We start from the raw sequence: 15,534 nt of genomic DNA, 5'->3' as shown, positions 1-15,534 counted from the left end.
ACAAGGTTAACCTCGTAACTGTCCCAGACGCTTTACGAAATATCAGCCTTTTTTCCGCAATTTGCAGATTGTCCGCAAGGGTTCGGGCAAGTGTTAATGGAGACTGGGCCTGTGGCAGGCGGAGCAAATCTTAGTGTAACCGATATGCGGCGCGCGGCGCGCCACCCTGTAGATTTCCCAGTGATCGTTGAGCATCACTCGAAAGGGGACATCAATCTGCATGTCTCCAACATTTCTGCGCACGGCTTTATGGTCGATGATGCGGATAACCTTGGGCGCGGAGAGCGCGTTATCATTCGTCTGCCAGTCGTTGGCCGGATCGAAGCTTATGTCATCTGGACCCGCGAAAAACGCGCCGGTTTCCAATTCGAGCGGATTATTCGCCTCGATGATTTTGTCGCCATGATCGACACGCTGCAACCCAACCCTCGCCTTCGCCGCACGCGCTAAGAGCCAGCTCTAAAGCACAACTAAGACCCCGCGAATAAACCCTGCGCTTGGCAAGCTCATGCGTGCCTGTCATGGCGCATGTGTGACTTCAAATAACCCTAGCCACCCGCTTCAGGTCCACAACTTTCGCGCCTATCTGACGTCGCGATTTTCGATGACGCTGGGCCAATACGCGATCATTTTGATCATCGGTTGGCAGACTTACAATCTGGCGCGCGATGCAGGGATGAGCATTCCTGCCGCCTCTGGCCAGCTGGCATTGATCGGACTGTTGCAGTTTCTGCCACTGTTCGTGCTCACCCCCTTTACCGGCCTTGCCGCAGACCGCTTTGACCGGCGCACTCTGGCACTCCTCACGATCCTTTTGCAGATGGTTTGTGCGGGCGTTCTGGGCTGGTTTACTTACATGGGCACGCTTTCCCTGCCGGTCCTGTTTGGCGTGGCGGTGCTTCTTGGAATAGCGCGCGGCTTTGCTGGCCCTGCATATTCCGCCCTTGCCCCCAATCTTGTTCCCAAAGAGCTTTTGCCAACGGCCATCGCGGTTTCGACGGTCGCCTGGCAGTTGGGCACTATCCTTGGCGCTGCGATGGGAGGGTATCTTTACGCGCTCGGCGCTCCCCTTCCCTATGCGGTGGCACTTGGCCTCTACATCATCGGATTTGCCGCGCTTTGCAGCGTTGGCAAAGTACCCCAACCGGCCATGCGAAAGGATCAGCGACCCATCGGCGCGATCGTGGATGGGCTGCAGTATGTGGGCCGCAACAAAATGGTTCTGGGCTCGATCACACTGGATCTGTTTGCTGTGTTCCTCGCAGGCGCCAATGCGCTTTTGCCAGTGTTTGCGCGCGACATTCTAAACGTCGGAGCCGATGGCCTTGCGCAGCTCGCAATGGCGCCTGGAATTGGCGCTGCGCTCACCGCTGCATACTTCTCCTTCCGCCCGCTCAAGACCCAGGTCGGTCCCAAAATGCTCTGGGCGGTGTTCGTATTTGGCCTTGCCACAATCGCTTTTGCGTTCTCGCGCAGCATGGCGCTCAGCCTGGCGATGCTCTTCATCATCGGTTCGGCCGATATGTTCAGCGTCTATGTCCGCCAATCGCTGATCCAATTGCATACCCCCGACGACAAACGCGGGCGTGTCTCTTCGGTATCGCAAATGACCATTAGCGCCTCGAACGAGGGCGGCGATGCTTTCTCGGGCGCACTGGCCTTTGCCATCGGTCCGGTGGCGGCTTTGGTCGCAGGCGGTGCGGGCGCAATTGTAACCGTATTGCTGTGGAGCCGAATATTCCCAGTGCTACGCACAACAAAGACCTTCGATCCGCCGAATGATTTGCTAGAAGGTCGACCAAGCAAAAAGACTCAAGCCCAAACACTTTAGGGAGCAGACCATGAAAGCAGCAAACATCCTCGAGACGATCGGCGCAACACCGCACATCCGATTGTCGAAGCTGTTTCCCGATCACGAGGTCTGGCTGAAGTCCGAGCGCAGCAATCCGGGCGGTTCGATCAAAGACCGTATCGCGCTTGCGATGGTCGAGGATGCTGAAAGCAAAGGTCACTTAAAACCAGGCGGGACTATCGTAGAACCGACCTCGGGCAACACAGGCATCGGCCTTGCAATGGTCGCAGCGGTAAAGGGGTACACACTTGTACTGGTCATGCCTGAAAGCATGTCAATCGAACGCCGCCGCCTGATGCTTGCCTACGGTGCGACCTTCGATCTCACGCCCAAGGAAAAGGGTATGAAGGGCGCGATTGCCCGCGCGACCGAAATCGTCGAAACGACAGACGGCGCATGGATGCCAAGCCAGTTTGACAATGGCGCAAATCCCGCAGTGCATGCACGCACAACGGCTCAGGAAATCCTTGCCGATTTTATCGACAACCCAGTGGATGTGATGATCACCGGTGTTGGGACAGGCGGTCACCTGACAGGCTGTGCGGAAGAGCTCAAGAAGCACTGGAAGGACTTTAAAGCCTATGCAGTCGAGCCCGAAGCCTCGCCCGTCATCAATGGCGGAGAGCCCGGCCCTCACCCGATCCAGGGGATCGGCGCTGGCTTCATTCCCGGCAACCTTCATACCGATGCCATCGACGGCGCGGTCAAGGTCGATGCCGAAGACGCCAAGGAAATGGCCCGCAGAGCCGCGCGCGAGGAAGGCATGCTGATCGGTATTTCTTCAGGCGCAACTCTGGCCGCAATCGCGAAGAAGCTTCCCGAACTGCCAGCAGGCTCACGCGTCATGGGCTTCAACTATGATACCGGAGAGCGGTACCTTTCGGTGCCTGACTTCCTGCCGGTCGAGTAAGCGCCCGCTTACTCGCTGATTGTCACCGTCTCGCCAATTCGCGCCGCTTCGATTTCTTCGTCAGAGAACGGCAGGCGGTACCATTTCTTCTCGGAATAAAGCCGAGTCTGATCGGCATAAAACGGTGATGCCGGATCGGTGCTTTGCGAATAGCTGAGGATGGCGTCTGCAACTGGTCCATCTTCGTCAAAGCTGACAATCTGGATGTAGCTGGAGCCGTGCACCGGGGTCATGCCGCCTTCAATCAGGCGAGAGCGTTGCATATTGAGGATGCCGGGACCGCCCGGACCACCGTGGATGGCGATTTTTTCATCACCATTGGCGCGTGTGACCACATCTCCCAAGGAAGCATCAAGAGCAATGCCAGCCTCGGTAAGCTGCTCCACCGCCTCACGCAGAGCGGTCAGCAGCTTCTCGCCTGCGTCTCCTTCGATATTGAGGTCCGCTGGTGTCGCAACCGGATTTTCAGGGTCAAACTTCGTGTTCCAAAAATTGGGCCCGCCCGATGTTTTTTCCCAGAAAGCAACGAACAAATGCGCGCCCTTGCTTTCATTATTGACCCGGCGATCCCAGCGGCTGAGCACGCCGCACGCCTCTGAAAGCGCGTTGTTGCCTTCGCAAAGCTCCAGAACCGCATCCAACGCCATTTCCGCGGACAGCACTTTGTTGCCGAACACCAATTCTTGCGCGCGGGAATGATCCATCGGGCCCGCTGCCAGCATAGCCTCTGTTTCGATAAAGTTTGACCTCGAACGCAGAGAAAGCCGCGTTTTGTGGCCCCCAAGGATGGGCGACAATTCGCGGTAAGGCTCGCCTGCGTGGCTCAGCCAATAGCTGTCGTTGGAATTGGTGACATAGTCGGTACGCGTTCGCGAGGCCTGATCGCTTGCGGGCATCAGGCCGGGCTGCGACGCAGCTGTGGGTTGTGACATCCAATCGCACTCAGAACGACTGCCATCTAGCAGTGTGATCTGCCCTGCAACCATCTGGGTGAAAGGCGTCCCGCAGCCATCAATGAACTCTTTACTCACGTTAGGAACCGCCGTGATATCGGCGTGGAGAGCATTGCCTTCGCGGTCAGCGGCAATTGTGTTCACCCACGGAATGCCGAGCGTCTCACTGATCGCGCTTTCAACTTCGCCAACTGTGCTCGCAAAGCCAATTCCAAGCCATGCATCCATCCCGCGCTGATTGCCGGTGTTCGCATCGCGCAAGGTGAAAGCCATTTGCCGCGTCCACTGCGCCCCTGCACTGGGCAGGGAGACAACAGGGCCGAACTGGGTCGAATAAAGCACTGTTTCAAAAGGCTCTTCCTCTCCTGGCATTGGCACGCTGACAAGCGTCTCTTCCATCGGTACCGCTTCGCCATCGACCATGTAACTGGTTGGGTCACCGGGAGCGAGTTGGAGCATGTAAACGGTGAAGTGGCGCGCGGCGGTCACCGTGTGGGTCCAGGCGACATCCTTGTTAAAGCCAAGCGTTGGTAGCGGGGTTCCCGCAATCCCCACTCCCATTGCGTCATAACCGCTTGGCCCCCTCACGTGCATCTGCCAGAAGCGCGCTGGTCCTTCCCACGGGAAGTGAGGGTTGCCGATGAGCAGCCCCTTCCCATCTGCTGTAGCTTCCGAGCCAAAGGCCCAGCCATTGCTGCCGTAATTGGGATCAGGTGGACCGGGGAATGAGAGGCTTTTCGGGTCAGAGACGGCGACCTCGCTGCTGGGCGGTTTGGCCTTCGCAATTGCCCCTGCAAATTGGAGCGAGCTTGCCAGAAGCATCGTCTTTTCATTGATGCGCAGCATGTCATCGGTGGTGATCGGGCGCACCCATTCCGCATCGCGGCATTCCTTGGGCAAGGTTCCAACCGGATTGTCGAACAGAAAGCGATTGTAGCCCGCCACATAGCCCGCGATCAGCGCCTGATTAACTGCGCTGGATTTGGCCAACCCTTCGCGAAGGGCGGGCAGATTGATCTGGCTGCGAAAGAAGATATCGGAGGTGATATTATATGAGGCCCTGAGGCCAAGGGTGGTCTCTCCTTCTCGCCCGAAATATAAAGACCGCTCGCCGCGCACGCTGACGAATTCCTCGGCGAGCATGCAGATATTGTCCTGCGCATAGGCATAGGCGACGCCGTATCCGACCCCTTCCCAGCTGTCCGCCTCGATGTGAGCGATGTTGTGCGTGGTACGGGTGATGTCAGCCTTGAACGGGCCGTGACCGGACGCAGCGTGATCGTCGGCGGCGGCAGTGCCAGCCAGTGCGGTCGATGCCAGCAAGGCCCCCAATCCAGTTGCCAAAATGCGCATACTCACTCTCCCCTTTTTGCTCTCGAGTACAAGGCTATTGAGGGTGGGTGCATCTGGCAAGCGTGTCTGTGATCTGCATCAATCAACCGCGCAAAGATAAAGCCCCCGTCAGCGTATTGCTGACGGGGGCTTTGTTGTCTGGATCGTCGCTGATTATGCTGCGGTCGAGAACGCCTCTTCGGGAAGCGCCATCATGTTGTCCGAGCCCGCTTCAAGCTTGCGACGCAGCGCGCCTGCATCGGGAAGGAAACGTTCGGCATAGTATGCCGCCGAGGTCATCTTCGCCTCGTAGAACGCCTTGTCTTCGGGGTTGCCGGCAAGAGCTGCGGAAGCCGTCTTGGCTTGTTTGAGCCAGAAGAAGCCAAGTGTCACAATGCCCATGATGTGCATGTAGTGATGCGCGCCTGCGCCCAGGTGATTGGGGTTCGCCATCGCGTTTTGCATGAACCACATGGTCGCTTGTTTTTGCTCGCCCAGCGCTTTTTCAAGCTTGGTGGCGAGGTCACTCAGCGCTTCATTACCCTTGGCCTCGGCAATCTCGTCATCGATCATCTTGAAGTAGGCCTGGATCGCGCGACCGCCCTTGTGCGCAAGCTTACGCCCGCAAAGGTCCATCGCCTGAACGCCGTTGGTGCCTTCGTAGATCATCGCAATGCGGCTATCGCGCACGAATTGCTCCATGCCCCATTCCTTGACGTAGCCGTGGCCGCCGTAGACCTGCTGCATATTGTTGGCGATATCATAGCCCTTGTCGGTGCCATAGCCTTTGATGACCGGGGTCATGAGGCCAATGAGGTCGTCGGCAAGTTGACGCTCTTCTTCGGTTTGCGCCTTGTGGGTCAGGTCGACTTGCAATGCGCCCCACAGGCACAGAGCGCGCATCCCTTCGTTGAAGACTTTTGCGTCCATCAGCATCCGTCGCACATCAGGGTGCACAAAGATCGGATCGGCTTTGGCTTCTGGTTCCACCGGACCGGTAAGACCGCGGCCCTGACGACGGTCGAGCGCATAGGTAACGCCGTTCTGATACGAGACTTCCGCCTGTGCGAGCCCTTGAAGACCCACGCCCAGACGCGCTGCGTTCATCATTACGAACATGGCGGCAAGGCCCTTGTTCTCCTCGCCCAGCATGTAGCCTGTCGCCTCATCATAGTTGAGGACGCAGGTTGCGTTGGCGTGGATGCCCATCTTCTTCTCGATCGAACCACACGAAACGCCGTTGCGCTCTCCGGGCTCGCCATTCTCATCAAGGATGAACTTGGGAACAATGAAAAGCGAAATGCCCTTCGATGAGTCCGGTGCGCCCGGCGTCTTGGCCAGCACGAGGTGAATGATGTTGGAGGTGAGATCGTGTTCACCTGCCGAGATGAAAATCTTGGTGCCGGTGATTTTGTAAGAGCCATCTGCCTGCGGCTCAGCCTTTGTGCGGATCATACCCAGATCGGTCCCGCACTGCGGCTCTGTCAGGTTCATCGTGCCCGACCATTCGCCCGAAATCATCTTGGGCAGATAGGCTTCTTTTTGCTCCTGCGTACCCGCCGCTTCGAGTGCCGCAGAAGCGCCATTGGTGAGGCCGGGGTACATGCCAAACGCCTGGTTTGCAGACGCGGTGAACTCTTCAACCACCATGGCAAGAGTGTGCGGAAGGCCCTGCCCGCCGAACTCTTCCGGCTTGCCCAAAGTGCCCCAACCGCCTTCGACATAGGCGTCGTAGGCTTCTTTAAAGCCCTTTGGCGTGGTCACGCTGCCGTCTTCGTGGCGGGTGCAACCCTCTTCATCGCCCGACTGGTTAATTGGCGCCAAGACTTCCGAGCAGAACTTGCCTGCTTCATTAACGATCGTGTCGATCAAATCTTGCGTTGCGTTCTCGAAACCCGGCAGATTGCCATAGGATGCAAGGTCAAGCATTTCGTTGAGAACAAAGCGCGTATCGCGTGTCGGAGCGGTATAGGTTGGCATCAGGTGATCCCTTTGTCTGAGGCTGTAAAATAAGAGAGGTTTTGGGGGAGCGGGTTAACCCAAGTCGAGTTTTTCGATCTCGACCACAAAATCGCTGAGCTCTTTGATCGAACTGTCGATATCGTCGCGCTGCTCTTTCAGCTTCGCGATATGCGCACGACAACGCTCAATCGTGACGCGGCGTTGTTCAACACGGCCATCGTCAAGATCATACAGGTCGATCATCTCGCGGATTTCAGTAAGGCTGAACCCGACGTTCTTCGCTCGCATGATCCAGGCGAGCCGCGCACGGTCACGCTTTGAATAAACGCGGGTGAGCCCAACGCGGGCCGGGCTGATCAGGCCTTCGTCTTCGTAAAAGCGCAGCGCACGGGCCGTGCAGCCGAATTCCGAAGTCAGGTCAGAGATCGAAAATTGTTCACGCGCAAGATCATCGGGCCGATCAAGATGCGCGCCATTGCGGCGCGGTTCATCCGAAGATGCATTCACAGCAGATTTGCGCGTGTCAGCGAGCGAGTCAGTTTGGGTGTCCATAGGTCCATGAACTACCTTACCTTTACGTGAGCGTCAAGTCCTTACCCTTACGAGAGCAGAGCTATCGTCAGCCTTTGGGTCAAGCCTGCGATAGAAGCATGAAGCGCGTCCCGTGTGGCACGTTGGCCCGGCGGGTCTGGCGTAGATCACGAGCGCATCCTGATCGCAATCGACCAGAATATCCTCGACCTTGAGGACGTTCCCGGATGTCTCGCCCTTCATCCAAAGCTTCTGGCGCGAGCGCGACCAGAAAGTCACATTTCCGCTCTTCCGCGTAGCGGCCAGTGCCTCTCCGTTCATAAAGGCCACGACCAGCACTTCCTTCGTCCGAGAATCGAGCACGACCGCTGATAACAGGCCATTGCCATCGAATTTCGGAGCGAACAGCGTCCCCTCTTCTCGTTCTTCGGCGTTTAAAGATGCAGGCGCAGACAAGAATGCTCTCCTTAGGCGTAACAATGTGAGACAAATGACGGTCAGAGGTTCATCTCATGCGACAGGATGTTGCAAGATAACAACATCTGACTCTCAAAATACGCAAAATTCCGTGTTTCGACTTTAAGATATGGAACCAGAGTGGAACAACGCTCCCACGGACGCCGTTAAACGCGTCCATCCACCTAACAATCGGTGTTGTCAAACGCCGGGTTCAGGGGGTGTCGGTTCAAACCAACAGCGGGGTGTTGGCAGGGCCGATTGAACGAATGAGGCATAAGGTCCTGAAAGCGAAGTTAGGGGGTCGCTTTCTGAGCTCTTTTGAGCGGATCTAAACCGTTTCGTCACGTGGCGCCCGGGGTTTAACGACCTCGGGCGTTTCGTTTTTCCGGTTCAGACACGCATGGTGAAACTGGCTGGATGCAGGGCGCAGTTGTTGCGCCTTCCTGCTCAGCGCCGGTCTGCTCGCGCAAAGCAAGCGAGCCGCACCGAGGCAGCGCCGCCACCAAGCAATGCTTCAAAGCATGCATCACTGGTCGCGCCGCTGGTGAGGACATCATCCACCAGAATGACCTGTCGGCCCTTGATCGCCTGCATAGCGCCCGGCCGCACGGCAATTGCTCCTGCGAGTACGTTCTTGCGTTTATCCGCGCTCATATTACCAAGACTGGGCGTGCGCTTCTGCCGGATCAGGGCATCGACGATCAATTCCCCCTTCCCTGCTTTGGCCAATTCCCGCGCGAGCATGGCGGATTGGTTGAACCCGCGCTGCCAAATGCGCGTGCGATGAAGCGGCACCGGGATAAGAAGAGGTTCTTCGCCCTTCTCAAGGTGAATGCGCGAGGAGATCATCTTGCCTAGCAATGGGGCAAGCGCAATCTTTCCCCCGTGTTTGAACTTCAGCAAAAGCCCGCGCGACATATCATTGTAAAGCGTCGCAGCGATGACGCCGGAAGGGTGTTCTCCGTCTGACGCTGCCTCGGCTTTGGGAAATTCCAGACCGCCCCAGCAATCCACACACAGCGCCCCTTGGTCCGCTGTTGCCGCTCCGCATGAAGGGCAGCGCGGCGGATAGACCAGATCGACCAGAGGCCGAACGCCCTCCTTGATTTCTCGACTAAGTTCTTTGGGCCATGCCATCGCGCATCATTGTGCACCTCTTGCGCGAGCGCGGCAAGCACGCCTAGGGAAGCGCCATGAATTCCCCGCAAGTCCCGCAAATCTTCGACCGCCAAGCCGCTGCTGCAAAATGGGCCCGTGCGCGTGCTCGCCAAGATCGGCCGCACAGCGCATCCTATCTCTATTCATCCATCGCAGAGGACATCGCAGATCGACTGGATTTCATGCGGTTTGAGGCCGAAGCTGCGCTATTGATTGGTGACGAGGCAGGAGGATTATCCGGCGATACAGACGCGCAGCTTGGCAGGTTCGATGAGGAAGCCCCTGTCGGTTTTGAAGACTATGACCTGATCGCCCATGTGCTCGGTCTTGGCACGGTCAACGACCTTCCCGGCGCTCTCATCCATGCGCGCAACGCACTAAAGGAAGGCGGGCTATTTATCGCCGCGTTTCCAGGAGCGGGCTCGCTTCCGGCGCTGCGCCACATTGTGCTTGAGGCAGATGGTGACAAGCCCGCTGCGCGTATGCATCCCTTGGTCGATAACCGCGCAGGGACAGCCTTGCTTGAACGCGCAGGGTTCTCTCGCAAAGTGGTGGACAGCTTCCCGCTTGATGTGCGGTTTTCCTCGTTCAATCAGCTAATTAGCGATCTGAGAGACCATGGCCTCACGCGGAGCCTCAACAGCCCCGTGCCGCCTTTGACACGCGAATGGATGAGCCGCGCTGAAGCCGCCTTTGATGCATTACGCGAAGAAGATGGGAAGGTAACGGAGACCTTCAACATCCTCGTCCTGACTGGTTGGCGGTAAGCCTTATTTGAGCGCAGCCTGAGCCGCCGCAAGCCGTGCAATGGGCACTCGGTAAGGCGAGGCGCTGACGTAATCGAGACCGACACTTTCGCAGAACGCGATGGATGCTGGATCCCCGCCATGCTCGCCGCAAATGCCAAGCTTGATGTCAGGCCGCGTTGCCCTGCCCCGCTCTGCCGCAAGCTCGACCAACTGACCCACACCTTCGACATCAAGGCTCACAAACGGATCGCGTGCGAAGATGCCTTTCTCGACATATGGCGCAAGGAAGCGCGCTGAATCATCGCGGCTCACCCCGAGGGTGGTCTGCGTCAAATCATTGGTGCCAAAGCTGAAGAACGCGCCTTCCTCGGCAATTTCGCCCGCCATGAGCGCCGCGCGCGGCAGTTCGATCATAGTGCCAACGAGGTAGTCGACCGTAGTGCCCTTCTCAGCGAACACTTCCTCAGCCACCCGATCAACGAGGGTCTTGAGAATAGCGAGCTCTTTCTTGGTCGCCACCAATGGGATCATGATCTCAGGCAGCGGAGCTTCGCCAGACGCTGCTTTCACATCGCACACCGCTTCAAAAATGGCGCGAGCTTGCATCTCGTAGATTTCGGGGAAAGTGATCCCCAAGCGGCAACCACGGTGGCCCAGCATCGGGTTGAATTCGTGAAGCTCGTTTGCGCGGCGCTTCAAGTGATCAACACCCAGCCCCGTTACATCGGCAAGCTCCTCGAACTCACTGTCTTGCGTGGGCAGGAACTCATGCAACGGCGGATCGAGCAGGCGGATCGTGCAAGGCAAGCCCGCCATCACCTCGAAAATCGCAGTGAAATCTGCCCGCTGTTCCGGAAGCAGAATGTCCAAGGCCGCGCGGCGTCCGGCGTCTTCCTCAGCTAGGATCATCTGGCGAACGGCCTTGATGCGGCCTGCATCGAAGAACATATGCTCGGTGCGGCAAAGGCCAATGCCTTCTGCGCCAAACGCCCTCGCCATTTCACAGTCCGCAGGCGTTTCGGCGTTGGTGCGCACTTTCATGCGGCGGTGAGCATCCGCCCACACCATAAGAGTGCCAAAATCACCGGCAAGCTCAGGCTCAACCGTTGGCACAATACCCAGCATAATCTGACCGTTAGCGCCATCCAGAGTGATCTCATCACCCTCTTTGAGTTCCTCATAACCAATGCGCAAAGTGCGAGAGGAAAGGTCAATGGACACCGCACTTGCACCTGATACACAGGGCCGCCCCATGCCGCGCGCAACCACCGCTGCGTGGCTGGTCATGCCGCCGCGCGCTGTAAGAATGCCTTGCGCTGCGTGCATGCCGTGAATGTCTTCGGGTGAGGTTTCCACCCGGACCAAAATGACCTTTTCGCCGCGCTCAACCCATTGTTCCGCTGTATCGGCATCAAGCACAACCTTGCCCGCTGCCGCGCCTGGTGACGCGGGCAGACCGCTGCCCAGAACATGGCGCTCTGCATCAGGATCAAGGGTCGGGTGAAGCAGCTGGTCCAGTGCCATGGGATCAACCCGGCGCACCGCCTCTTCCTGCGTGATGAGGCCTTCGCCTTCCATATCTACCGCCATTTTAAGCGCAGCTTTCGCCGTGCGCTTACCAGAGCGGGTTTGCAGCATCCACAGCTTGCCGCGCTCGACGGTAAACTCGATGTCCTGCATGTCTTTGTAGTGACCTTCGAGAAGGTCGAACACGCGCGCCAGCTCGCCGTAAGCCTCAGGCATCGCTTCTTCCATCGAGAGCGGCTTTGCCCCGGCAGCTTCGCGTGCAGCTTTGGTCAGATATTGCGGCGTGCGGATACCGGCGACAACATCCTCGCCTTGCGCGTTGATGAGATACTCGCCGTAATAGGCGCGCTCACCGGTCGCAGGATCGCGGGTGAAGGCAACGCCGGTGGCCGATGTGTCGCCCATATTGCCAAACACCATCGCCTGAACATTGACGGCAGTGCCCCAGTCGCCCGGAATGTCGTTAAGGCGGCGGTAAACCTTGGCGCGGTCGCTATCCCAGCTGTCGAACACAGCACGGATCGCGCCCCACAATTGCTCGGTTACATCTTGGGGGAACGGCTTGCCCCATTCGGCCTCGACGATGCCTTTGAACTCGGTAACCAGCGCCTTCCACTCATCGGCAGAAAGTTCTGTATCGGCGTAGTAGCCGTTGTCTTCCTTGCAGATTTCGAGCGCTTCCTCGAACAGGCCGTGGTCGAGCCCGAGCACCACATCGGAATACATCTGGATAAAGCGGCGATAGCTGTCCCATGCGAAACGTTCGTCGCCAGACGTTGCTGCAAGCCCCTCAACAGTCGCGTCGTTAAGACCAAGGTTGAGGACCGTGTCCATCATCCCCGGCATCGAAACCCGCGCGCCGGAGCGCACTGATACGAGCATTGGGTCAGCCGCATCGCCAAAGTTCTTGCCAACCGATTTCTCGATATGGCCAATCGCAGAGGTCACCGCCTCGCGCAGGACGTCAGAAAACTCTGCGCCGTCCTGCAAATACGCGACGCACTCTTCGGTGGTGATGGTGAAACCGGGAGGCACCGGCAGGCCAATACTCGCCATTTCGGCAAGGTTTGCCCCCTTGCCTCCGGTGATCGTCTTGTCGCCCTGGCGTTTAACGATTTGGGGATCATCGTGAGCGGCATCACCGCCAAAGGGGTAGACTGTTTGGACCATCAACCTTCAATCCTTGAGAAATCGGCGACTTTGTGAACCGCATCGCGAAGCCGCGCTAGCAGATCGAGCCGGCTTGCGCGCACAGCCTTTTCTTCCGCGTTTACAATCACAGCTTCGAAGAAGTCATCAATCGGCCCGCGCAAAGATGCGAGCGCTTCCATGGCGGCTTCAAAGTCTTCTGCTTCAATAGCGGCAGCGGCTTTGGGCTCAGCCTGATCAAGCGCAGCGATCAGAGCAACTTCGGCGGGTTCGGGAGCAGGGTTTGTGGCGCCCGGCTCCCATTCCTCTTTCTTGAGGATGTTCGCTGCGCGCTTGTAGCCAGCAAGCAGATTTGCGCCGTTGTCGGTTTCGAGGAATTCTTGGAGCGCTTTGGTCTGCTGAACAACGCGAACCGTGTCCCCGTCAGTTTCCATCGCCAAAACAGCATCAAGCATGTCGTGCCGAATGCCGGATTCGCGCTGCTGGACTTTCAAACGTTCAATCAAGAAGCCAGCAACCTCCCGCCCTGCAACCGCACTGCCGCCCTCGTGGGCTGCCGCTGTGATCAAGGAACGCATTGTACCTCGGATGTTATTCTCGAGGATCAGACTAAGGATCCCGATCGCAGCACGCCGAAGCGCGAATGGATCTTTTGAACCTGTTGACTTCTCATCAATCTGGAAAAAGCCGACCAGTGTATCGAGCTTATCGGCAAGAGACACCGCCACTGTCACCGGAGCAGTCGGCACATCATCGCCCTGCCCAACCGGCTTGTAGTGATCGCGGATAGCGTTGGGGACTTCTTGCGGCAGGCCTTCTTTCTCGGCGTAATAGCCGCCCATCAAACCCTGCAGCTCGGGGAACTCACCGACCATTTCGGTGACAAGGTCCGCTTTACACAGGCGTGCGGCTTGTTCGGCAAGATCAGCGTCGCCTTTGACAATGCCTTCTTCGCACAGCCACCGCGCAAGCTTTGCCACCCGCTCAACCTTGTCGGCAACTGTGCCAAGCTTCTCGTGGAAGGTAATGCGTTCAAGACCCTTTGAATGGTCTTCAAGCGAAGTCTTCTGATCGAGCTCCCAGAAGAAGCGCGCGTCAGCTAAACGTGCTGCAAGCACCTTGCGGTTGCCATCGACCACGACTGCGGGGTCCGCTGCATCAATATTGGCTGTGCAGATGAAGGCGTTGGCGAGTTTGCCATTTGCATCCTCGCACACAAAATACTTCTGGTTCACTCGCGCGGTAAGCTGGATGACCTCGGGCGGCACATCGAGAAAGCTTTCATCAAAGCGGCCCAAAAGCGGCGCTGGCCATTCGGTGAGGCCTGCGTTTTCGACCACCAGCCCCTCGTCAGCGACAACCGTAAGCCCAGCGGCTTTGGCGGCCTTCTTTGTGCCTTCACGGATGATCCCGGCGCGTTCTTCCTGATCAACGATCACATGGGCCGCGCGCAGTTTGGGCGCATAGTCATCCGCGTCATCGATACCGATGAGGCCATTGGAATGGAAGCGGTGCCCCATGGTCGTGCGTCCGCTTGACAGACCATCCATCACCACCGGCACAACTTCGCCGCCGAGAAGCGCCAGAATGCCAGACAATGGCCGAACCCATCGAAGGCTCTCAGATGAAATGGACGCCTCGCCCCAGCGCATGGATTTGGGCCATGAGAAATCGCGGATAATCGCAGGGATCGCTGACGCGAGAAGGTCAGCAACCTGCTGACCCGGCTTTTCGATCACCGCGAAATAGGTGGCGCGGCCCTTGACCTCGCGTTCCTCCAATTGGTCGCGGGTGACACCGTTCTTGCGGCAGAAACCGTCCACGGCCTGATCCGGAGCGCCAACGGGCGGCCCCTTGGCCTCTTCGCGCACCGCTTCGGTCTCCGTGGGTAGATCACGGGCAATCATGGCCAGACGGCGCGGGGTCGACCATACGGTGATGTCGCCAGCTGAAACGCCAGCAGTCGACAATTCGCGCACAAACAGCTTTTCCAGCTCGGCACGCGCGCCTTTTTGCATACGCGCCGGGATTTCTTCGGTGAGAAGTTCAAGTACGAAATCAACCATCAGACAAGGCTCCATTCCGGGTATTTCTCAACCCATTCAGGCGCCATCTTCTCGGCATATTTCTCACAGGATGAGCGCGCAAGGTCCCTCACCCGGCCCATGTAGGATGCGCGTTCCTGCACGCTGATCACGCCGCGCGCTTGAAGGAGGTTGAAGATGTGGCTGGCCTCAACAGCTTGTTCGTAAGCGGCAATAGGAACATCGGCGGCCAGCGCGTTCTGGCATTCGGCTTCTGCCATCTCGAAGGCTTTGAAGAGACCCTCGGTTTCGGCGACCTCAAAGTTCCATTTAGACATCTGACGCTCGTTCTCAAGGAATACGTCGCCGTAGCTTACGCCCTGCTTGCTGAACGCGAGATCGTACACATTATCAACGCCTTGAATGTACATCGCAAGGCGCTCCAACCCGTAGGTGAGCTCGCCTGCCACGGGCTTACAGTCAAAACCGCCCATCTGCTGGAAATAGGTGAACTGGGTGACTTCCATCCCGTCGCACCACACTTCCCAACCAAGACCCCATGCGCCAAGTGTCGGGCTCTCCCAGTCGTCTTCGACAAAGCGAATGTCATGGGCGAGCGGGTCGATGCCAATCGCGCGCAGGCTCTCAAGATAGAGGTCCTGGATATCGCTAGGGCTTGGCTTCAGGATCACCTGATATTGATAGTAATGCTGCAACCGGTTCGGGTTCTCGCCATAGCGCCCGTCGGTCGGTCGGCGGCAAGGTTGCACAAACGCGGCATTCCAAGGCTCAGGACCGAGCGCGCGCAGAGTGGTTGCGGTGTGAAACGTCCCTGCCCCCATGCGCATGTCATAAGGCTGAAGGATCACACATCCATTGGCCGCCCAGAAATCATGCAGGGTCAGGATCATGTCCTGAAAGCTGCCAG

At 57.9% G+C, this 15,534-nt stretch carries 12 protein-coding genes; 4 read left to right on the top strand and 8 right to left on the bottom strand.

The features are described 5' to 3' along the window. Nucleotides 1–111: 111 nt before the first annotated feature. The 3 genes from AC0V6Q_RS04095 to cysK all read left to right on the top strand — a co-directional run bounded on the left by AC0V6Q_RS04095 (nt 112) and on the right by cysK (nt 2,762). Nucleotides 112–450 (top strand): PilZ domain-containing protein, encoded by a 339-nt coding sequence (locus tag AC0V6Q_RS04095; protein WP_486169251.1) that lies wholly within the window; start codon nt 112–114, stop codon nt 448–450. 154 nt (nt 451–604) lie between these two features. After that, nucleotides 605–1,831 carry an MFS transporter gene (locus AC0V6Q_RS04090; RefSeq protein ID WP_486169250.1) on the top strand — a complete coding sequence of 409 codons (1,227 nt, stop codon included), beginning with the start codon at nt 605–607 and terminating at the stop codon, nt 1,829–1,831. Between the two features lie 10 nt (nt 1,832–1,841). Continuing rightward, the gene (gene cysK / locus AC0V6Q_RS04085; protein ID WP_486167138.1) at nt 1,842–2,762 is read left to right on the top strand and encodes a cysteine synthase A; all 921 of its coding nucleotides are present in this window, start codon (nt 1,842–1,844) and stop codon (nt 2,760–2,762) included. An 8-nt stretch (nt 2,763–2,770) separates the two neighbouring features. Here the strand turns inward: cysK and AC0V6Q_RS04080 are convergent, their stop codons facing one another. From AC0V6Q_RS04080 to AC0V6Q_RS04060, 5 genes are all read right to left on the bottom strand, one after another. Next, the gene (locus AC0V6Q_RS04080) at nt 2,771–5,068 is read right to left on the bottom strand and encodes a penicillin acylase family protein (protein WP_486167137.1); all 2,298 of its coding nucleotides are present in this window, start codon (nt 5,066–5,068) and stop codon (nt 2,771–2,773) included. 153 nt (nt 5,069–5,221) lie between these two features. Further along, a complete protein-coding gene (locus tag AC0V6Q_RS04075) occupies nt 5,222–7,027 on the bottom strand; it encodes an acyl-CoA dehydrogenase C-terminal domain-containing protein (RefSeq protein WP_486167136.1) in 1,806 nt (601 codons plus the stop codon). A gap of 54 nt (nt 7,028–7,081) precedes the next feature. Continuing rightward, nucleotides 7,082–7,561, bottom strand: a complete 480-nt coding sequence (locus tag AC0V6Q_RS04070) for a MerR family transcriptional regulator (protein WP_486167135.1) — start codon at nt 7,559–7,561, stop codon at nt 7,082–7,084. A gap of 33 nt (nt 7,562–7,594) precedes the next feature. Beyond that, entirely contained in the window at nt 7,595–7,996 is a 402-nt protein-coding gene (gene hisI, locus AC0V6Q_RS04065; RefSeq protein ID WP_486167134.1) for a phosphoribosyl-AMP cyclohydrolase, read from the bottom strand. Between the two features lie 450 nt (nt 7,997–8,446). After that, nucleotides 8,447–9,136 (bottom strand): ComF family protein, encoded by a 690-nt coding sequence (locus tag AC0V6Q_RS04060; RefSeq protein ID WP_486167133.1) that lies wholly within the window; start codon nt 9,134–9,136, stop codon nt 8,447–8,449. A gap of 56 nt (nt 9,137–9,192) precedes the next feature. Between AC0V6Q_RS04060 and AC0V6Q_RS04055 the strand changes: the two genes are divergently transcribed. Further along, nucleotides 9,193–9,924, top strand: a complete 732-nt coding sequence (locus AC0V6Q_RS04055; protein WP_486167132.1) for a methyltransferase — start codon at nt 9,193–9,195, stop codon at nt 9,922–9,924. A gap of 3 nt (nt 9,925–9,927) precedes the next feature. Here the strand turns inward: AC0V6Q_RS04055 and ppdK are convergent, their stop codons facing one another. The 3 genes from ppdK to AC0V6Q_RS04040 are packed head-to-tail and all read right to left on the bottom strand — an operon-like array spanning nt 9,928 to nt 15,517. After that, nucleotides 9,928–12,603: a pyruvate, phosphate dikinase gene (ppdK, locus tag AC0V6Q_RS04050; RefSeq protein ID WP_486167131.1), complete on the bottom strand. Its 2,676-nt coding sequence runs from the start codon at nt 12,601–12,603 to the stop codon at nt 9,928–9,930. Then, on the bottom strand, nt 12,603–14,648 hold the full coding sequence (gene glyS / locus AC0V6Q_RS04045) for a glycine--tRNA ligase subunit beta (protein ID WP_486167130.1): 2,046 nt from the start codon (nt 14,646–14,648) through the stop codon (nt 12,603–12,605). Before glyS ends, ppdK begins: the two co-directional genes overlap by 1 nt. Beyond that, nucleotides 14,648–15,517: a glycine--tRNA ligase subunit alpha gene (locus AC0V6Q_RS04040; RefSeq protein ID WP_486169249.1), complete on the bottom strand. Its 870-nt coding sequence runs from the start codon at nt 15,515–15,517 to the stop codon at nt 14,648–14,650. Before AC0V6Q_RS04040 ends, glyS begins: the two co-directional genes overlap by 1 nt. Between the last annotated feature and the right edge of the window lie 17 nt (nt 15,518–15,534).

The sequence above is a fragment of the Erythrobacter sp. S227 genome, from assembly GCF_057364925.1.
The sequence above is the reverse complement of the archived record's forward strand: the minus strand, read 5'-3'. Positions and strand labels throughout refer to the sequence as shown.